Source organism: Ruegeria sp. Alg231-54, assembly GCF_900143525.1.
GTDB lineage: Bacteria > Pseudomonadota > Alphaproteobacteria > Rhodobacterales > Rhodobacteraceae > Ruegeria.
This window is the reverse complement of sequence record NZ_FREZ01000001.1, coordinates 475,595-495,070: the sequence shown is the minus strand read 5'-3', so window position 1 is coordinate 495,070 and position 19,476 is coordinate 475,595. Positions and strand designations below refer to the sequence as shown.

The 19,476-nt window shown below is 57.1% G+C and carries 20 protein-coding genes; 12 read left to right on the top strand and 8 right to left on the bottom strand.

All coding sequences use genetic code 11. The features are described 5' to 3' along the window. Positions 1-47 precede the first annotated feature (47 nt). Both DHN12_RS02530 and cobA read right to left on the bottom strand, forming a co-directional pair. Positions 48-362, bottom strand: coding sequence for a DUF2849 domain-containing protein (locus DHN12_RS02530; protein WP_108858737.1), 315 nt, complete (start codon positions 360-362; stop codon positions 48-50). Further along, a complete protein-coding gene (gene cobA, locus DHN12_RS02525) occupies positions 362-1,138 on the bottom strand; it encodes a uroporphyrinogen-III C-methyltransferase (RefSeq protein ID WP_108858736.1) in 777 nt (258 codons plus the stop codon). Before cobA ends, DHN12_RS02530 begins: the two co-directional genes overlap by 1 nt. A 143-nt stretch (positions 1,139-1,281) precedes the next feature. Between cobA and DHN12_RS02520 the strand changes: the two genes are divergently transcribed. Continuing rightward, complete coding sequence (locus tag DHN12_RS02520; protein WP_058271489.1) at positions 1,282-1,761, top strand: Lrp/AsnC family transcriptional regulator; 480 nt, start codon at positions 1,282-1,284, stop codon at positions 1,759-1,761. Here the strand turns inward: DHN12_RS02520 and DHN12_RS02515 are convergent. Then, positions 1,758-2,939, bottom strand: a complete 1,182-nt coding sequence (locus DHN12_RS02515) for a cytochrome P450 (RefSeq protein WP_108858735.1) — start codon at positions 2,937-2,939, stop codon at positions 1,758-1,760. The two genes, DHN12_RS02520 and DHN12_RS02515, sit on opposite strands and share 4 nt — an antisense overlap. A gap of 47 nt (positions 2,940-2,986) precedes the next feature. On the opposite strand from DHN12_RS02515, the gene DHN12_RS02510 reads away from it, so the two are divergent. The 6 genes from DHN12_RS02510 (at position 2,987) to DHN12_RS02485 (ending at position 10,126) form a co-directional block, all read left to right on the top strand. Next, positions 2,987-4,720, top strand: a complete 1,734-nt coding sequence (locus DHN12_RS02510) for an ATP-binding protein (protein ID WP_108858734.1) — start codon at positions 2,987-2,989, stop codon at positions 4,718-4,720. Continuing rightward, complete coding sequence (locus tag DHN12_RS02505) at positions 4,717-5,946, top strand: sigma-54 dependent transcriptional regulator (RefSeq protein ID WP_108858733.1); 1,230 nt, start codon at positions 4,717-4,719, stop codon at positions 5,944-5,946. Before DHN12_RS02510 ends, DHN12_RS02505 begins: the two co-directional genes overlap by 4 nt. 371 nt (positions 5,947-6,317) lie before the next feature. Next, positions 6,318-7,319, top strand: coding sequence for a DctP family TRAP transporter solute-binding subunit (locus tag DHN12_RS02500; protein ID WP_058271492.1), 1,002 nt, complete (start codon positions 6,318-6,320; stop codon positions 7,317-7,319). 115 nt (positions 7,320-7,434) lie between these two features. Then, on the top strand, positions 7,435-8,112 hold the full coding sequence (locus tag DHN12_RS02495) for a TRAP transporter small permease (RefSeq protein WP_058271493.1): 678 nt from the start codon (positions 7,435-7,437) through the stop codon (positions 8,110-8,112). After that, a complete protein-coding gene (locus DHN12_RS02490) occupies positions 8,112-9,488 on the top strand; it encodes a TRAP transporter large permease (RefSeq protein ID WP_058271494.1) in 1,377 nt (458 codons plus the stop codon). The genes DHN12_RS02495 and DHN12_RS02490 overlap by 1 nt, the downstream gene beginning before the upstream one ends. Before the next feature lie 326 nt (positions 9,489-9,814). Further along, the gene (locus DHN12_RS02485) at positions 9,815-10,126 is read left to right on the top strand and encodes a multidrug efflux SMR transporter (protein WP_058271495.1); all 312 of its coding nucleotides are present in this window, start codon (positions 9,815-9,817) and stop codon (positions 10,124-10,126) included. Positions 10,127-10,128: 2 nt separating this feature from the next. Here DHN12_RS02485 and tpiA read toward each other — a convergent pair whose 3' ends face one another. Further along, positions 10,129-10,878, bottom strand: a complete 750-nt coding sequence (gene tpiA, locus DHN12_RS02480; protein WP_108858732.1) for a triose-phosphate isomerase — start codon at positions 10,876-10,878, stop codon at positions 10,129-10,131. A gap of 121 nt (positions 10,879-10,999) precedes the next feature. Between tpiA and DHN12_RS02475 the strand changes: the two genes are divergently transcribed. Next, positions 11,000-11,911, top strand: a complete 912-nt coding sequence (locus tag DHN12_RS02475; protein WP_108858731.1) for an isopenicillin N synthase family oxygenase — start codon at positions 11,000-11,002, stop codon at positions 11,909-11,911. Here DHN12_RS02475 and DHN12_RS02470 read toward each other — a convergent pair. Next, positions 11,908-12,273, bottom strand: a complete 366-nt coding sequence (locus DHN12_RS02470) for an iron-sulfur cluster assembly accessory protein (RefSeq protein ID WP_058277823.1) — start codon at positions 12,271-12,273, stop codon at positions 11,908-11,910. The genes DHN12_RS02475 and DHN12_RS02470 overlap by 4 nt on opposite strands. A gap of 238 nt (positions 12,274-12,511) precedes the next feature. On the opposite strand from DHN12_RS02470, the gene DHN12_RS02465 reads away from it, so the two are divergent. Continuing rightward, a complete protein-coding gene (locus tag DHN12_RS02465) occupies positions 12,512-12,808 on the top strand; it encodes a hypothetical protein (protein ID WP_234416530.1) in 297 nt (98 codons plus the stop codon). Positions 12,809-12,906: 98 nt separating this feature from the next. On the opposite strand, the gene DHN12_RS02460 is transcribed toward DHN12_RS02465, so the two are convergent. The 3 genes from DHN12_RS02460 to DHN12_RS02450 form a co-directional block, all read right to left on the bottom strand. Then, the gene (locus tag DHN12_RS02460; protein ID WP_058271500.1) at positions 12,907-13,269 is read right to left on the bottom strand and encodes an SUF system Fe-S cluster assembly protein; all 363 of its coding nucleotides are present in this window, start codon (positions 13,267-13,269) and stop codon (positions 12,907-12,909) included. 98 nt (positions 13,270-13,367) lie between these two features. Beyond that, positions 13,368-13,646, bottom strand: a complete 279-nt coding sequence (locus tag DHN12_RS02455; protein ID WP_108858729.1) for an NfeD family protein — start codon at positions 13,644-13,646, stop codon at positions 13,368-13,370. Beyond that, a complete protein-coding gene (locus DHN12_RS02450) occupies positions 13,646-14,536 on the bottom strand; it encodes an SPFH domain-containing protein (RefSeq protein ID WP_058277825.1) in 891 nt (296 codons plus the stop codon). Before DHN12_RS02450 ends, DHN12_RS02455 begins: the two co-directional genes overlap by 1 nt. A 177-nt stretch (positions 14,537-14,713) precedes the next feature. On the opposite strand from DHN12_RS02450, the gene DHN12_RS02445 reads away from it, so the two are divergent. The 3 genes from DHN12_RS02445 to lon all read left to right on the top strand — a co-directional run bounded on the left by DHN12_RS02445 (position 14,714) and on the right by lon (position 19,440). Beyond that, positions 14,714-15,625 carry a nucleoside hydrolase gene (locus tag DHN12_RS02445; RefSeq protein ID WP_108858728.1) on the top strand — a complete coding sequence of 304 codons (912 nt, stop codon included), beginning with the start codon at positions 14,714-14,716 and terminating at the stop codon, positions 15,623-15,625. Between the two features lie 64 nt (positions 15,626-15,689). Further along, positions 15,690-16,820: a tRNA guanosine(34) transglycosylase Tgt gene (gene tgt, locus DHN12_RS02440; RefSeq protein ID WP_108858727.1), complete on the top strand. Its 1,131-nt coding sequence runs from the start codon at positions 15,690-15,692 to the stop codon at positions 16,818-16,820. Positions 16,821-17,031: 211 nt separating this feature from the next. Beyond that, complete coding sequence (gene lon / locus DHN12_RS02435; protein ID WP_108858726.1) at positions 17,032-19,440, top strand: endopeptidase La; 2,409 nt, start codon at positions 17,032-17,034, stop codon at positions 19,438-19,440. The last annotated feature ends 36 nt before the right edge of the window (positions 19,441-19,476 follow it).

The following is a 19,476-nucleotide window of genomic DNA, read 5'->3' as shown; positions in this document are numbered from 1 at the left end:
GCCCCGAACCTTGGGGCCTTGAGTAGGGGAGAGAGACGGGCCAGAGGTCAGGCCCGGGGCTGCGGGGAAGTTTCCTGTTTGCCGTGGGCATAGTTGGACGGACCAGTGCGGCGGAAGTCTTCCCGGAAATGGGTGGGCTCGGGGCCATCTTCGCCGGCAATAGCGTCGGCCAGATATGCCCCAACGATCTTGTTGGCTTGACGCGAGGCATCCAGAAGACGCACCTGCGCGTGGGCTTCGTCGGTGATCAACTCGGCCTCGGTCAGCTCGCGCGACCACCGATCGTCTTCGGTCAAATAGATGACGTCACCTTCCAACAGGTCGTTGGCGGTCACCACTTTGGGGGTAAAAGCGCGAGCCATCAGGCGTGCTCCTTCTTAAATTCGGTCAGGGCCGCGGTCGCTTCGCGCGGGGCGAGGCCATAAAAGGTCAAGGTGGGGCCATCCATATCGGCGGCGTTCAAATCGGTGGGCAACTGGTCCAGCGTTGTTTCCAGAATACGCTGATCGGGGCGCGTGGCGTTTTCGATCAGCGTCACCGGTGTTTGGCGATCAGCACCGTGCATGATCAGGCGGCCCTGAATGAAACGAGCGGACTTTTTGCCCATGTAAATCGCAGCCACCGAACCGGTGCGCGCCAACGCGTTCCAGTCGTGATCCGCAAACCCCTTCATGTCGTGGCCAGTCAGAAAACGGACCGAAGAATTGCGCCCACGCCGTGTCAGGCTTTGACCAATTCCGGCAACCGCTGCCGATGCAGCTGTGATGCCCGGTACGATCCGCCACGCGATACCAGCAGCCTCAACTGCCTCGATTTCTTCATCCAGACGGCCAAATACGGTCGGATCGCCGGATTTCAGGCGCACGACGCGCTGACCTTTTAGGGCGTGTTCAACCAGCAGGGCGTCAATGTCTTCCTGTTTCCACGATGGGCCGAAACCGGCCTTGCCGACATCGACCAGTTGGGCGGTCTTGCCGGCCAATGCCAGGACCTCATCACTGATCAGGCGGTCATGCAGAACAACGTCCGCGCGCTCGAAGGCTTTCAGCGCCTTGAGCGTCAGCAATTCCGGATCGCCCGGACCCGCGCCGACAAAGTCGACATGTCCTGTGCCATCATATGATTGCGTAAGCTGCATTTCGTGTCCCGAGTGTGGTTTGACTTGTCTTGCAATATAGGAAATATTCCCGCCAATACGCCATATGGGCGAGAAAATAAGGACAAATGTTCCACGCCAGCGGCTAAACGGGACATTGGTTTCGAATCGAAGGGAATTCTGGAATGTCGGTGCGGATTGACGATACGGATCGGAAAATTTTGGTCGAGCTGCAGCGGGACGCCAGTCAATCGCTGGACGAAATAGCCGCTCGTGTCGGCAGTTCCAAGACCCCGGTCTGGAATCGGATACGCAAACTGAAAGGGGCCGGAGTGATCGGTCAACAGACCGTTTTGCTGGACGCCGAAGCGCTGGGATTTGAAGCTACGTTTTTTGTTCTGATCCGAACGTCGGAACATGAGGCTGACTGGCAGCACAAGTTCCTGAAAGCCCTGCGGGACAGGCCCGAAGTGCAAGAAGCGCATCGGCTGGCCGGGGACATTGACTATATCCTGAAGGTGCGGGTCAAGAACGCGCGTGCCTATGACGAATTTTATCAGGCGCTGATTTCAGAAGTGCGCGTTCACAACGTGACCGCCTTGCTGTCGATGGAAGAGATCAAGTCCACCACCATGTTGCCTCTGAAAGCGCTGATCGAAAGCTAGATTTGCACCATCAATTTGGTCAGCCCGTGGAAATGGTAAGTGTTCGAATACTCGGGCTCGGCGCTCAGGCGCAGGTTCGGATATCTGTCGAACAGCGTGGACAGTGCGAGGCGAATTTCCATCCGTGCCAGCGGGGCACCAACGCAAAAGTGCAGGCCGCCACCAAAACTGGTGTTCGTGACGATGGCGCGGGTGGGATCAAACCTGCCCGGGTCGCTCCAGATTGCTGGATCCCGGTTCGCAGCGCCCAGCAGTAATGCGACCTCATCACCACGTTTGAAACTGTGGCCAAATGCGTCGATGTCCTCGTAAGCATAGCGGGTGAACATGTGCAGCGGCGGGTCATAGCGTAATATCTCTTCTACCGTGCGGTCGATGGTGTCCGGCGCAAAATATTGCGGTCCGATGCCATTTTGCAAAACGGTCTTCACGCCGTTTCCAAGTGAATGCACGGTCGCTTCATGCCCGGCATTCAAAAGCAGGATGCAGGTGGCGACCAGCTCTTCGCGTGAGAGCTTTTCGCCATCCTCTTCGGCCACGATCAACCGTGTGATCAGATCGTCCTGCGGATCGCTGCGGCGTTGCTCGATGTAGTCGATCAGAAAGTCGGTGAATGCTTGAGATGAGGCTGCGGCGGCGGTCTCGGTCTCGGGCGTACGGCTGGCTTGATACATCGCCACCATATCATGTGACCAGCGGAGTAGGCTGGGTGACATATCCTCGGGCACGCCCAGAAGGCGGCAGATCGTGATGACCGGAACTTGGGTGCAAAAGGTAGAGAGCAAATCGAACGGTTGGTCGGGAAATGCGTCAATCAAAGAATGGGTTAGGTCGTGAAACGAAGGTTCCAGCGCCGATATGGCACGCGACGTGAATGCCCGCATCACCAATGCGCGCAAACGTGTGTGTCTTGGCGGTTCGGCTTCCAGCAACGAATGCGCCTCGACCGCCAGCCAAGGGGCAAGATGCGCCGGACCTGGGGTTCGCATTTCTTCGGGTACTTCCCGACCAAAGCGGCGGTCTTTCAAAAGCGCCGAGACCGCCCGGTGTGATACAGCCGCAATTTTCCCATAGTCTTCCCAATAGACCAGATCACCGCACGCGCGGGCCTGATCATAGAACGGGTAGGGGTTCTGCACGAATTCCGGATCGACCGGAGATTGAAATACCGTCTTCATGCGGCGCAGACTTGCCATGCGGCGCGGCGAATGCAAGACCCTATATCATGCAACGCGTTTGGGTCATTCTGGGATTTTTGTTTGCTGTCGGCCTGTTGACCGCAGGGGTCTGGTCCTATGGCTACCGTCAAGCGCTGTCGCAGCTCAGCGAAAAGGCCGAAGCTGACCTTGAACTGGCTGCCGACCGGCTCAGCACTCAGATGCAGGTCTATCAGGAACTGGCAGTGCTGATGGCCACGCATCCGGTCCTGCGCGCCCTAGAGACACCGGTGCAACAACGGGCAGCGCGCGCGATATTGCTGGACGTCGCCGACAAAACCTCGGCCGTCAACATGATGTATCTTGACCGAAGCGGGCAGGTGCTGGCCTCGGCGCAGCCGGTTGTGTGGCCAAACATGGCGGACCACCCCGCGTTTCGGCGCGCATTGCAGGGCGCAATGGGCAGCGCGCATGGGGTTGTGGAAAGTAGCGGAGACCGCACCTATTCCTACGCCGCCCCGGCCTTTAGCGATGCTGGTCAGGTCGAGGGTGTATTAATCGTTGTGGCCGATGTGCAGGATGTGGAACAGACCTGGCGCGGCAGTACCGAGGCGGTGTTCTTCACCGACGGGGACGGTGTCGTGTTTATCTCAAACCGATCGGATTTGTTGTTTTGGCACCGGGACGAAGGACAGTTGGGCCTGACACCCCCAGACGGCGGGGTGGTCGATTTTGCCTCGGTTCTAGTCGGTCCGCACGAGGTCTGGCAACTGAATTGGGGGCGGTATCTGCCTAGCCGCGCTTTACACCTGATGCTGGACTTGCCGGTGATCGACATGACGGCTGAGGTTCTGGTCGATGTGGCCCCCGCGCAGCGTTTGGCGGGGTTGCAGGCGGCGACCGTTGCTGCAATCTGTCTGGCCTTCGGCGCGCTGTTGTATCTGGCGACCGAACGCAGGCGCACCTTGGCCGAGGCCAACACGATTCTGGAAATCCGGGTCGCGCAACGGACGCATGCGTTGACAGCTGCAAACACCGCACTGCGCCATGAAGTGCGTGAACGTGAAGACGCAGAAGCGGCTCTGAAACACGCTCAGGAAGAGCTGATCCAGGCCGGTAAACTCAGCGCGTTGGGTCAGATGTCGGCCGGTATTAGTCACGAACTGAACCAACCGCTGATGGCGATCCAGCAATTCGCCGACAATGGCGCGGCTTTTCTATCCCGCGGCCGGGATGAGAAAGCGTCGGAGAACCTGACGCGTATCTCTGCTATGGCGGCGCGCATGGCGCGTATCATCAAGAACCTACGCGCCTTTTCGCGCAATGAAAGTGAACCGATGGGCAAGGTTAATCTGGTTCAGGTGATCGACACGGCGGTAGAGTTAACAGAGGCGCGATTGCGAACTGAGGATGTCCGTATGGATTGGGCCCCGCCCAATAACCCGGTTTACGCATGGGGCGGCGAAGTGCGGTTGGTTCAGGTGTTCGTCAACCTGATTAACAATGCCGCCGACGCGATGAGTGGGCAAGACGACCGCCTCATTCGCATTGCGATCGACCGCGGCGACAAGCTGGCCGTGACTGTCCGCGATATCGGCCCGGGCATCGAAAACTCGGAAAAACTCTTCGAACCGTTCTATACCACCAAGGCTGTCGGATCCTCTGAGGGGATGGGGCTTGGGCTTTCGATCTCATATGGTCTGGTGCAAAGCTTTGGGGGTAATATCCGGGGTGCAAATCTGGACACCGGGGCGCTATTCACGGTGGAGCTTGAGCCATTCACGGAGCACGAGGTGGCATGACGCGGAAAATTCTACTGGTTGATGATGACGCCGCCGTCCGCGAAGCTTTGGCTCAAACGCTTGAGCTGGCAGATTATGATCCGGTTACGGCGGGATCCTTTGTGGTAGCTAAAGACCATATTCGCGCCGACTTTCTGGGTGTGATCGTTTCGGACATCCGTATGCCGGGCCGGGATGGTTTTCATCTGCTGAACTACGCGCGTGAGGTAGATCCAGATTTGCCCGTTGTTCTGTTGACCGGTGAGGGCGACATCCCGATGGCGGTGCAGGCCATGGGACAGGGAGCTTTTGATTTTCTGGAAAAGCCATGTGCGGCGGCGGACCTGCTGCCCGTGTTGGAACGAGCCTTTGACGCGCGCGCGCAGGTGATCGAACAGCGTGCCCTCAAATCAGAGCTTGAGCGCGGCGACCCCGCAGCGCGGCTTTTGTTCGGCCTGTCCGCACAGGCCGAGGCCCTGCGTGAACGGGTCCGATCCGTCGCCCCCACCGGGGCAGAAGTTCTGGTAACCGGGCCACCGGGCAGCGGGATATCGAAAGTGGCCGAAGTCGTTCATCTGATGTCGCCGGTCGGGCAGGGGCCGTTCGTCAAACGCCCGGCCTCAGGGCTGACGCCCGAGGGGTTGGTGCGCGTGTGCGAAGATGCGGCCGGTGGGTCGTTGTTCCTGGATGAGGTTTCGGCCATGCCAGACGCCACGCAATACGCCGCGCTTGAAATGATAGAGCAGGGCACCGGTTCACGGATCGTCGCGGGAACGACCGCAGATCTGGCGGCGCTGTCAGAGCAGGGCCAATTCAATGCCGACCTGTTTTATCGCCTGGATGTCATGCGTGTACGCATCCCGTCGCTGGCGGAACGGCCGGAAGATATACCAGTGATCTTTCGCCATTACGTCGCGCAAGCGTCAGAACAGGCGGGCATTGCCGAGCCCGAGATCACCTCGGAGCAACTTGCGTCATTGATGGCCAGCGACTGGCCGGGTAACGCCAGATCACTGATGTCGGCGGCGATGCGGTTCGTGTTGGGGATGCCGGAAGAGGTTGCACGTGCCGCTGATCTGGGCCTGAACGAGCAAATGGCACGCGTAGAGCGGTCGTTGTTGATTGCGGCACTGGGTCGGCACAATGGCAAAGCCTCGGATGCGGCAAGTGCGTTGAAACTGCCGCGCAAGACTTTTTACGACAAACTGGCGCGCTATCAGATTCGCCCAGAAGACTATCGGCGCTAACGGGGGCACCCGCCGCCTTTGGCCGCATTATCATGCATTTAAAGCCGTTGGGCCGGGCAGCCTGCATTCGCAGGCTGCGGGTAGTCACCAGAGAATCAGGGGGTGAGTCGTTCGATCTGATTCGAAGTGCGTGCGGAAATCCGCACAGCCGGGGGAATAAATGTGCGGATTTTCGCACAGCGGGTAGTGTCACTGCCTTTTAATGGCGGGGAAGTGCCTTCTAAAACTATGAAGTGAAACAAAAATATTTGAACCTTCCGAATTTCGAACAAAAAGTTGAGCGGCGCCCCTTGATTCGCTTCACTGCGCCTCATGAGACGCCGATCTGGCGTTGACTAAAGGTTTCATGGAAGTCTGGGAGGAAAAGACAGATGAAATTCCTGACAACTGCCGCGACCGCGCTGGCGTTGAGTGTTACAGCAACCGCCGGTATGGCCGCGTGTGATGACGGCGAGATTGTCGTCAAGTTCGCGCATGTGACGAACACGGACAAACACCCCAAGGGCATCGCGGCATCGCTGCTGGAGCAGCGCGTCAATGACGAGATGAATGGCGTGATGTGCGTTGAGGTCTATCCGAACTCGACGCTCTATAATGATGACAAGGTGCTTGAAGCAATGCTTCAAGGCGACGTCCAGCTGGCCGCGCCGTCGTTGTCGAAGTTCGAGAAGTTTACCAAACAGTTCCGTCTGTTCGACCTGCCGTTCATGTTCAAGAACATCGACGCAGTTGATGCATTCCAAGCTTCGGCTGATGGTCAGGCGATGAAAGACAGCATGCAGCGCCGCGGCCTGCAAGGGCTGGCGTTCTGGCACAATGGCATGAAGCAGATGTCGGCTAATAAACCGCTTGAGGCTCCGTCGGATGCCGAGGGCCTGAAATTCCGTGTTCAATCCTCGGACGTTCTGGTTGCCCAAATGGAAGCCATTGGCGGCAGCCCGCAGAAGATGGCGTTCTCGGAAGTTTACGGCGCGCTGCAACAAGGCGTTGTGGATGGCCAAGAAAACACCTGGTCGAACATCTATGGCAAGAAGTTCTTCGAAGTGCAGGACGGCATCACCGAGACCAACCATGGCATCATCGACTATCTGGTCGTGACATCGGTTGATTGGTTGGACAGCCTTGATCCCGAGGTGCGCGATCAGTTCCTGACCATTCTAAGCGAAGTGACTGAGACACGGAACAAGGAAGCCTTCTCGGTGAACGAAGCAGCCAAGGCCTCGATCACTGATGCCGGCGGCATCATCCGCGAACTGAACCCCGAACAGCGCCAGGCCTGGGTCGATGCGATGAAGCCCGTTTGGGACCAGTTTTCCGACGACGTAGGTCAGGATAAGATCGACGCCGCTCAGGCCATCAACGCCGGGTTCTGATCCCGGTTGAGGCCGCGTGTCCAAAGACTGGGGAGTGGCGGACACGCAGGCTGGGCGGGCCGTAATTTGGCCCGCCACACCTAACTCTCATCACCAATAATGTGGGGACAGAAAAATGTCTGGTTCGAAACCCGGCCAAGGCGGGCTGGTCGACCATATCGAAGAGACCATGATTGCCGCTCTGTTGGGCGTGATGACGGTCGTAACCTTCGCCAACGTGATCGCGCGTTTTGTGTTTAACTCCAATATCCTATGGGCGCTTGAGCTGACGGTTTTCACCTTTGGCTGGCTGGTGTTGCTGGGGGCCTCTTATGCGGTCAAGAAACACGCGCATCTGGGTGTTGATGCAATCCTGAACATGCTGGCCCCGGCGCCACGCCGCATTCTGGCGCTGATATCAGTGGCGTGCTGTCTAGTGTTCTCGCTTCTGCTTCTGAAAGGGTCGTATGACTACTGGGCTGTGTTTGCGGACCTGCCGCCAACATCGGGCCGCTGGTTCCCGACCGGGTTCAATTTCGACGCACGCAGCCAGAGTTTCTATGAAGTGGACGATATACCGATGGTCGCGCCGCTGCGCTTCCTCGAGGATCTGATCAACTACGGCGAGGGGTATGAAAAATTGCCCAAGGTGGTGCCGTATCTGGTGTTGCCGGTGTCGATGCTGCTTCTAGTGATCCGCTTTGCTCAGGTCGCAGTACAAATCTGGCGTGGTGAGACCGACCGTCTTGTTGCCAGCCACGAAGTCGAGGACGAGATCGAAGAAGTCCGGGCTCAGCAAGGAGAGCATGACTAATGGACGTCGTACTTCTATTCTCTATGGTCATCGGCCTGTTGCTGATCGGTGTGCCGATTGCGGTGGCCCTGGGTCTCAGCTCGACCCTGTTTCTGCTGATTTATTCCGACAGTTCGTTGGCTTCGGTCGCGGGAACCCTGTTCGAAGCCTTTGAAGGCCACTTTACACTGTTGGCGATTCCGTTCTTCATTCTTGCGTCGTCCTTCATGACGACCGGTGGAGTGGCGCGGCGGATCATCCGCTTTTCCATCGCTTGTGTCGGGCACTTGCCGGGCGGCCTGGCGATTGCGGGTGTCTTTGCCTGTATGCTGTTTGCCGCGCTGTCGGGGTCGTCTCCGGCGACGGTTGTAGCCATCGGTTCTATCGTCATCGCCGGTATGCGGCAGGTTGGCTATTCCAAGGAATTCGCTGCGGGTGTGATCTGTAACGCGGGTACCCTGGGAATTCTGATCCCGCCGTCCATCGTGATGGTGGTCTATGCCGCTGCTGTTGAGGTCTCGGTCGGGCGGATGTTCCTTGCGGGCGTCATTCCGGGCCTGATGGCGGGCTTGATGCTGATGGTCACGATCTATGTGATGGCCAAAGTCAAGAACCTGCCCAAGGGTGAATGGAAAGGTTGGGGCGAGATCTTTATCTCGGCCCGCGAAGCCGGTTGGGGTCTGTTCCTGATCGTCATCATTCTGGGTGGTATTTATGGCGGTATCTTCACACCGACCGAAGCCGCTGCTGTCGCTGCCGTCTATGCCTTCTTTATTGCCAGCTTTGTCTACAAGGACATGGGTCCGCTTAGCACCAATGGGGATGGGCAGAACATTCCGCTTTTAAAAAAGCCCTATGCTTTGGTCACGGCGTTCTTTCACCCCGATACCAAGCACACGCTGTTTGAGGCCGGTAAGTTGACGGTGACGTTGCTGTTCGTCATCGCCAACGCGCTGATCCTCAAGCACGTGCTGACCGATGAACAGGTGCCTCAGCACATCGCTAGTGCAATGCTATCGGCGGGTCTGGGGCCGGTTACCTTCCTGATTGTGGTCAACGTGATCCTGCTGATTGGGGGTCAGTTCATGGAACCCTCGGGACTGTTGGTCATCGTGGCACCTCTGGTGTTCCCGATCGCCATCGAGTTGGGCATCGACCCAATCCATCTGGGCATCATCATGGTGGTGAATATGGAGATTGGGATGATTACGCCTCCGGTCGGACTGAACCTGTTCGTGACTTCGGGTGTGGCCGGTATGCCGATGATGAGCGTTGTGAAGGCGGCGCTGCCGTTCCTGGCCGTGCTTTTCGTCTTCCTGATCATGGTGACTTACATACCGTGGATTTCGACCTTTCTGCCCAACACGTTCATGGGGCCTGAGATCATTACGAACTAGCGGTTTCTTTGAAAGAACAGAAGGCCGGGTCTGTCGTCAGACCCGGCCATTTTTTGTGTGCGGAATCGATCCAGATAATCGGTAACCCATTCGATACCACCCTAAACGCGAACCCATCAGTTTCGTGTCACCGGTTGAATTGCCGAAGTTGGAGTTTCATCTGGTCAATCGGGCGACGATCTTTTGCCCGCCCGGGTGTCCCTAGGTGCTCGATTAAGTGTCCGACCTCTTGAACCCCGGTTCAGTGGGTATATCTTTCAACCGAGGACGACCTCGCCGATTTGGCTGATCATTCGGGACGACCCGAAGAGATATGAGGTGTCCAAATGCCCTGGATACTATTGCTATTCGCTGGCCTGCTGGAAATTGTCTGGGCCGTCGCCATGAAGCAATCTGCCGGTTTCACGCGCCTATGGCCTACGGCCCTGATGGGCGTGTCGATGATCGGATCGTTCGGATTGCTTGCCCTTGCGATGCGCGATCTGCCTTTGGGCACGGCCTATACGATCTGGACCGGCATCGGTGCTGTCGGGGCCTTTATGGTCGGCGTGATGTTTCTGGGCGAGGCGCTGACCGCGCCCCGCCTGATCGCGGCGGCCCTGATTGTGGCCGGGCTGGTGACGATGAAATTGGCTTGACCTCAGGCCTTTTGCAGGGCGTCGATAATGCCAGAAAAGTCTTCGGCTTTCAGGCTTGCGCCGCCCACCAGTGCCCCGTCTACGTTGGAGACTGCAAAGATTTCGGCTGCGTTGCCCGGTTTGACCGAACCGCCATAAAGCAACCGGACCGAACGGCCGACGCCTTCGCCAAATCGACGCTCAAGCCGGGCGCGGATAAAGTCGTGCACTTCTCCGATCTCGTCCAGTGTGGGGACTTTGCCGGTGCCGATGGCCCAGATCGGTTCATAGGCGACAACCAGGTTCTCACCGGTCGACTGATCTGGGATCGAGCCGGACATCTGACCGCCGATGATGTCCAGCGTGTTCGCGGCCTCGCGCTGTTCCAGGCTTTCGCCGACGCAAATGATGGTTTTCAGGCCTGCGTCCATCGCAGAACGAGCTTTGGCGCGGACATCCTCATTCTGCTCGCCATGATCTTCGCGCCGTTCTGAATGCCCAAGAATGACGGCGCTTGCCCCGGCATCAACCAGCATCTGAGCACTGACATCGCCAGTATGTGCGCCGGATTCGGCTGCATGGCAATCCTGACCGCCGACGGTAATTCCAGTGTCTTTCACCGTCTCAGCCGCGCGATGCAGCAGGGTCGTTGGCGGGCAGATCAGGACGTCCACCGATGCATCAGGATACGATGTAGCCAGCGACTGAAGCTCGGGCAAATCAGCCGCAGTTCCGTTCATTTTCCAGTTTCCAGCTGCCAGCTTGCGCCGCATAACGCGTACCCCCAAATAAGTCGTTGTTTGCTCATCGGATAGCACCACCAGCCGAGCCTGACAATTCCGGTTGCAAAGGTCCGACCACAACGGCAGGTTCCGCGTTATTGTGGAGGGCGGCATGATCGACGATCTGGATCTGAGAAAACTGGATGAACGCGAGGCTTCAGAGATGGCAATGCTGCAGCATGCCATTGGTGAAGTTGGGTTTTTAACGGTATCGAACACCGGGTTGAACCCCGATCAAGTCCGAAACGTGATCGAGGCGTATCGCGACTTCTTCCATTTGCCGGACGTCCAGAAAAAAACCGTTGATATGGCGATGACGGGTTCAAACCGAGGGTGGGGCGCGCCGCGATCAGAACAGGTCGACCCCAAGGCCAATCCGGATTTCAAGGAAGTGTTCGACTGTGGTTTCGAATTGCCTGCGGGAAATTCTTATGCCGGAAAAGGGCTCAGTGTGTATGCTCCGAACCTGTGGCCGAATAATCCTGTAGAATTTCAAGGTATTATCAGAGCTTACTACATTGACGCTTGCAATGTGGCGATGCGCGTTCTTCGGGCCATTGCGGTCGCTTTGGGCCGGGATACACTCAGTTTTGATCGCGCCTTTGACACGCCTATGGCTCTATTGCGCGGGAACTACTATCCAGAACGCCCGGTGTGGGCAGGTGATCTGGATTTTGGCATCGGGGCGCACACTGACTATGGGTGTCTGACATTGCTGGCCACGGACGGGGTCTCAGGGCTTGAGGTCCGCATGCCGGATGATCGCTGGCAACCTGTCTCTGCGGCGCCTGGTACATTCATCATCAACTTTGGAGAGATGCTGGAATTCTGGACCGCCGGAAAAGTCAAAGCCACCGAGCATCGCGTCATAGGCGGGACGCAGGAACGCATTTCGGTCCCACTGTTCTTTAACCCGTCCTACGACACCAACGTTGCTCCGCCAAGCTCAGGCAAAACGATCAGCGCAGGTGACCATCTTACACGGCGCTACAACGAAACCTATCTGCACCTGCAGGCGACTTAGTTTTGTGTGGAAAGTGTCTCGTCAAATTTGATGGATTCGCCGCAACCGCAAGCGTCCACAACATTCGGGTTGCGGAACTTGAACCCGGCTTCCAGAAGCGAGACCTCATAGTCGATTTCAGTTCCGAACAAGAACATCTGCGCCATTGGCGCGATCATGATGCGGGCACCGTCCTGTTCGACCACTTCGTCGTTGGTATCGGCTTCATCCACGTAGTCCATGGTGTATTCCATGCCAGCGCAGCCGCCTTTCTTGACGCCAATGCGCAACCCTGCATGACCGCCGGACGCCATCAGGCGTGCGATCTGCTCGGCCGCTTTGGTCGTCATTGTCACGGCCTGTTTGCCGGGAATGCCAAACATGGTGGTCTCCGTTGCGCTACGTTATCCCTAATCTAGGGCCGAGAGGCGTCAGGCTCAAGACATAGCAGACCTGCTGACCTAAGTTTTACCGGCAGTGACGCTGCCAAACGACCAATTGCCACAGCAAACTTGCGTCCCTCACGGTCTTCGCCTTAGCCTGACGGTTGTAACAAGATATTTGAGCGAAGGGCGAATGAAGATGGTGAAGATCAGGCATTTCCGCAGAAAAATCATAACGATGCAAGCTGTAGCCACAGTCTTTCTGACCGCAGGTTTGGGGCATGCAGCAACGGATGGCGCACGGCATCCGGTAAATTGCGCTACCGCCGAGGGGGATCTTCGGGCCATCGCAGCAGAAAAGAAGCACGCAGAAGACCAGCAGGCAGAAAGTATCATTGCGATCACTCCTGCCGGTGCATTGCTGGGACTGGTCACGGGAACCGAGCAAAAAAGGCTCAGCATGTTGAATGGCGATTACGTCAAAGAGCTGGATCAACGCGCGGCCGAGATAAAATCGACCTGCGGCGTGGAATAGGCCGCTCGGGTCCTATAATGTAAAAAGGGCTGCCTCGGTTCATGGACAGCCCTTTTTGTTACCCTTCAATGCCTTACTCGGTAAAGCTAAGCGAAATTCTACATGAATCCCAGTTCAAGACGTGCTTCGTCTGACATCATCTCCATGCCCCAGGGGGGCTCCCATGTCAGTTCGACGTCAACTTCTTTGACGCCAGCGACCGGTTCGATGGCCTCGACAATCCAGCCTGGCATTTCACCGGCGACCGGGCATCCGGGCGCGGTCAGTGTCATGATGACCTTCACCGCATTTTCCTTGGTAATATCGATCGTATAGATCAGACCCAGATCGTAGATATTCACCGGAATCTCGGGATCGAAGACGGATCTGCAAGCCTCGACCACGGAATCGTAGAGTGGATGATCGATGGTCGAAGGCGCGATCAGCGGCGTACCTTCGAACTGTTCACTTGGATGGGTCATTCGTGCCTCGGGGCTGTTACCTGAGAAATTATATAGGGAAAGGCTGGGGCAGCGTCCAGTGGTGCCGTGTGGCCCCCGGGACGCTGCGTCGATTTGGATCAATCGTTGATATCGTGGCGGAAGGTTTTCACCTGGCCATGGGGCAGGGCGAACATGCGCCGCAGGATCAGCCAGGCCACAAGCGAAAGACCCGCAAAGATCAAAAGCAAGACCGCCAGGCTCGGGGCAAAACCGGGGATCACAAGCAAAAGCCCTGTGACCGCCGCTCCAATCGCAAAGCCAAGAAAGATGAACCCCGGCAAGACGATCTCAAGTATGCCCAGAGCTAGCGCTCCGGCCAGCCAGAGCCACCATGTCAGCCAGAAGGGATCAGCCATTACTTTCCTCCTTTCAACATCTTGAAGGCATCGCCAAAGGCCTCAAGCGCATTGGCGGGAACCACGATGGTCTGCGACCCGGTGCCGTTACCCAGCGCGTTCAGGGATTCGACCTGCTTCAACGCGACCTGATACTGGGCAGCCTCGATACCATTGTCCTGAATGGCCTTGGCGACCACGCCGGTTGCATAAGCTTCGGCCTCGGCCTGAATACGGCGGGCTTTTGCGGTCTGCTCGGCCGCATAAAGTTCCGCGTCGGCATTCAATTCGACCGAACGTTTCTGACCTTCAGCCTCGGTCACCTGCGCGCGGCGGGCGCGTTCGGCGTTCAACTGCTGCAACATCGCATCGCGTGTGGCCTGATCCAGGTTTACGTCTAGAATCTCGGCGCGGGTGACTTCGATCCCCCAGTCGTCAACGGCAGTTTCGACGCTTTCCTGAATGCGTTCAATCAGTTGCGCGCGATTGGACTGCACCTCATCCAGATCCATTTTACCGATTTCGGCACGGACGATACCTGCAACGGTTGTTGCAATCGCTCCGTCGACGTCACGGATACGGTACACGGTCTTTTCCGGTTCAAGAATGCGGTAGAACACCGAGGTATCGATCTGAACCAGAACGTTGTCCTTGGTGATCGCGTCCTGCGTCGCATTCGGTAGCTGGCGTTCAAGAATGGATATCTTGTGACGCGCAACATCAAGAAAAGGAACGATAAAGTTGATTCCGGGGCCAAGCACCGAGTGCAGGCGGCCAAAGCGTTCAACCACGTATTTTTCGGACTGAGGCACAATTTTGATGCCTTTGAAAATAACGACGACAATCAGAACTGCCGCAAGCAGGTAAATGATGTTCGATGTTAGCAACCCAATGATCTGTTCTTCGGTCATATCTGTCCTCTGTATTATTGTGTACCATGGTATACACTTGGGAATTGACTCGCCCATTTTCAACTCTGGTATGGCGGGAATGGGGATAGATGCAAATCTCTGAAAACCACAATGTGGCATGGAATATTTTGAATGTGGCTGCTTTGCATCCGGTTCTGATTGCGCTATCGGGCGGGGATGAAACTGATAATTGATACAGACCCGGGCATCGACGATGCGATGGCCATTGCCTATGCCGCCGCTGCACCAGAAATAAACCTGATCGGCCTGACCACGGTTTTCGGCAACACGCATGTGCACCAATCCAGCCGGAACGCGCGGTTCTTGCTCCATAAACTTGGATTGGACGCGCCAGTGGCTGAGGGGGCGCCGCTTCCAGTTGGTGCGACCACATACGACCCGTCCGAGCACGTGCACGGCCCCGAGGGATTCGGTGATTTGACTGACATCCCGCAGATTGGGGAAAATCACCCCCTGACAGCGGCCGAATTCCTTGTCGAGCAGGCGCGGGAACACAAGGGTGAGCTGGTCGTCTGCGCCATTGGTCCGTTGACCAATGTCGCCGATGCCATGCGGTTGGACCCAGAGTTTGCAGGCAACATCAAGCGACTGGTGATCATGGGCGGTGCCGTGTTTTGCCCCGGGAACATCACGGAGCATGCCGAGGCCAACATCTATCACGATGCGCAGGCCGCGGATGCAGTGTTCGCGTCTCCGCCAGATACCGTTCTGGTCGGCTTGGATGTCACGCTGAAAACTCTGTACGAGACTGCGGATTTTGATGCATTGGCGGCGCGTTCCGCTGACATAGGCGGGTTCCTGCGCGACATCTCGAAATTCTACCTGAAGTTCTACAAGGATATCGGCGGATTGGAGGGGTGTGGCCTGCACGACTCGACGGCTGTGATTGCCTGTACCCACGAACCCATGTTCGAGATAGTCGAAACCGGGCTTCAGGTTGAGGTAGATGGTCCGCAAATCGGGGCAACCCGACCGGATGCCAACAGACCAACAGTGCGCGTATGCCGGGATGTGGATGGGGCAGGGGTTGTTAGCCTGTTCACTGACCGCGTTGCGTCATTGCCCTGACGGCTTGCAATACCAGCAAAGATCGGGCAATTGCTGCCCGGTTCAGCGACCCTGAGGCATTCACATGACAGACCGTTTCTCTTTTGACCTGAAGGCCACAGACGGCAAGGCCCGTACCGGAGTAATCAACACTCCGCGCGGAGAAGTGCGCACGCCAGCTTTCATGCCGGTTGGCACCGCGGCAACGGTCAAAGCGATGATGCCGGAAAGCGTACGCGCCACAGGGGCGGACATCCTGTTGGGCAACACATATCACCTGATGCTGCGCCCGACCGCCGAACGGATCGACCGTCTGGGCGGGTTGCACAAGTTCATGAATTGGGAACGGCCGATCTTGACGGATTCCGGTGGGTTCCAGGTCATGTCATTGGCCGGGTTGCGCAAGCTGACCGAAAAGGGTGTGACCTTCAAATCTCATATCGACGGCTCGCGCCACGAATTGACGCCTGAACGGTCGATGGAGATTCAGCGCCTGTTGAGGTCCGACATCGTCATGTGTTTCGACGAGTGCCCGGCGCTGCCCGCTGACCGGGATCGCATTGCCGAGTCGATGCGCCTGTCGATGCGGTGGGCCGAGCGGTCGCGTGACGCTTTCGGGGATCGTCCCGGTCACGCTTTATTCGGCATTCAGCAGGGCGGGCTTGAGCAGGATTTCCGCGAGGAATCGGCCGAGGCGCTGAAAGAGATCGATTTCGAAGGTTACGCTGTCGGTGGTCTTGCCGTGGGTGAAGGCCAGGAAGCGATGTTCGACGTGCTGGACTTTGCGCCTGATATGCTTCCGGTCGATAAACCTCGTTATTTGATGGGCGTGGGAAAACCGGATGATATTGTCGGCGCCGTTGCGCGCGGCATTGACATGATGGATTGCGTGTTGCCGTCCCGTTCGGGGCGCACAGGGCAGGTTTTCACGCGCTACGGCGTGGTGAACATCAAGAATGCCCGCCATTCAGACGATCCGCGCCCGTTGGATGAACACTGCACGTGTCCCGCCTGTTCAAACTACTCCCGCGCCTATCTGCACCATGTGTTCCGCTCGAACGAGATGATCTCGGGTATGCTGCTGACCTGGCATAATCTGCACTATTTCCAAGAGATCATGCAGGGGATGCGTGACGCCATCGCTGCCGGAACATTCGATGCGTGGCAGGTCGAGTTCCATGCGCAGCGCGCGCAAGGCGATATTGAGCCTGTTTGATAGGCGCTTGGCGTTTTGGTGATCAAAATCACCGAATAGTCCATCAGGTGCCTTGCAGTCCCGAACACCTCAGGTCATTCTCACCATGAGAGATGGCGGTAAGGTTGAAATAGGGCGGTAACTGCCCCACCTTTATCGTCCAAGACAGGAGACGGCCGGGCGTTGCCTCGATGAGGGACCAGAGCCGTCTTGCCAATGATAAGGATAGAGCATGCAAGAGCCCCTGAACTCCTCATACCCAGTGCTGCCGCTGCGCGATATCGTGGTTTTCCCGCATATGATCGTGCCGCTGTTCGTTGGTCGGGAAAAATCCGTCCGGGCGCTGGAAGAAGTGATGCAGGACGACAAGCAGATTCTGTTGTCCAGCCAGATCGACCCGAGCGACGATGATCCAACCGAGGACGGCATCTACCGTTCCGGTGTGCTGGCCAATGTACTGCAATTGCTGAAATTGCCGGACGGCACCGTGAAGGTGCTGGTCGAGGGCCAAGCCCGTGTGATGATCACGGAATTCCTTGAAAACGAAGAATTTTTTGAGGCCCGCGCCGAGTATCTGACCGAGATTCCTGGCGACGTTACGACAACCGAAGCACTTCAGCGCACTGTTGCGGATGAATTCGAGCGTTACGCGAAAGTGCGCAAAAACATCCCCGAAGAAGCGTTGACCGCAGTTGGAGAATCCACCGAACCGGCAAAGCTGGCTGACCTTGTGTCGGGTCATTTGGGGATTGAAGTCGAACAAAAGCAAGACCTACTGGAAACCCTAAGCGTCAGCGAGCGACTTGAGAAGGTCTATGGCCTGATGCAGGGCGAAATGTCGGTTCTGCAGGTCGAGAAAAAGATCAAGACCCGCGTCAAAACCCAGATGGAGAAGACGCAGCGCGAGTACTATCTGAATGAGCAGATGAAGGCCATTCAGAAGGAACTTGGTGATGGCGAAGACGGCAGCAATGAAGTTGCTGAACTGGAAGCCAAGATCGAAGAGACCAAGCTGTCGAAAGAGGCCCGTGAAAAGGCCGAAGGCGAGCTGAAAAAGCTGCGGAACATGAGCCCGATGTCGGCTGAGGCCACCGTCGTACGCAACTATCTGGACTGGATTTTGGCCTTGCCGTGGGGCACCAAATCCCGCGTGAAAAAAGATCTGGGCCGCGCGCAGGACATTCTGGATGCCGATCACTATGGCCTTGAGAAGGTCAAGGAACGGATCGTCGAATATCTGGCTGTTCAGCAGCGGTCGAAGAAGCTGAAGGGGCCGATCATGTGCCTTGTTGGCCCTCCGGGTGTGGGTAAAACCTCACTTGGTAAGTCGGTTGCACGTGCGACGGGGCGCGAGTTCATTCGCATCTCGCTGGGTGGTGTACGCGACGAATCCGAGATTCGAGGCCACCGTCGAACCTATATCGGTTCGATGCCTGGTAAGATCATCCAGGCGCTGAAAAAGGCGAAGACCACAAACCCGCTCATCCTGCTCGACGAGATCGACAAGATGGGGCAGGACTTCCGTGGTGACCCGGCTTCGGCGATGCTCGAGGTGTTGGACCCGGAGCAGAACAGCACATTCATGGACCACTACCTTGAGGTCGAATACGACCTGTCCAACGTGATGTTCCTGACCACATCCAACAGCTACAACATGCCTGGGCCTTTGCTGGACCGGATGGAGATCATTCCGCTGGCCGGTTACACCGAGGACGAAAAAAGCGAGATCGCCAAGCAGCATCTGATCAGCAAGCAGGTGAAGAACCATGGCCTGAAGGCCAAAGAGTTCGAACTGACCGATGACGCGCTGCATTCGATCATCCGCACTTACACGCGGGAAGCTGGCGTTCGGAACCTAGAACGTGAAATCGCCAAGGTGGCCCGGAAGTCGCTGACCAAGATCATCAAAAAAGAGGCGGAATCAGTAACGGTGACGCCAGAAAATCTTGATGAGTTCCTAGGCGTTCCCAAGTTCCGCTATGGCCTGGCCGAACAGGACGATCAGGTTGGTGTTGTCACCGGTCTGGCGTGGACATCGGTCGGTGGTGATCTGTTGCATATCGAGGCGCTGAAACTGCCGGGCAAGGGTCGGATGAAGACCACCGGCAAGCTGGGCGATGTGATGAAGGAATCCATCGATGCGGCGTCGTCTTATGTGCGGTCAATTTCGCCTCAGATTGGGGTGAAGCCACCCAAGTTCGACAAGATAGACATCCACGTGCACGTGCCGGATGGTGCGACTCCGAAAGACGGGCCTTCGGCTGGTCTGGCCATGGTGACCTCGATCGTATCCGTGCTGACCGGTATTCCGGTTCGCAAGGACATCGCGATGACGGGTGAGGTTTCGTTGCGCGGAAATGCGATGCCGATTGGTGGTTTGAAAGAGAAATTGCTGGCGGCCCTGCGCGGTGGCATCAAGACTGTTCTGATCCCGGAAGAGAACGAAAAGGACCTGGCCGAGATCCCGGACAACGTGAAAGAAGGTCTGAAGATCATTCCGGTAGAGCACGTGTCCGAAGTTCTCAAACTGGCACTGGTACATGAGCCGGAAGCGATTGAGTGGGATGAGGCCGCCGAAGAGGCTGCCGCAGCCGCTGCGAAGGCCACTGAAAGCGCAAGCCCGTCTGCCACGACGCACTAAGCGATAGGCAATAGACAAAGAAAAGGCGGGGTTTTG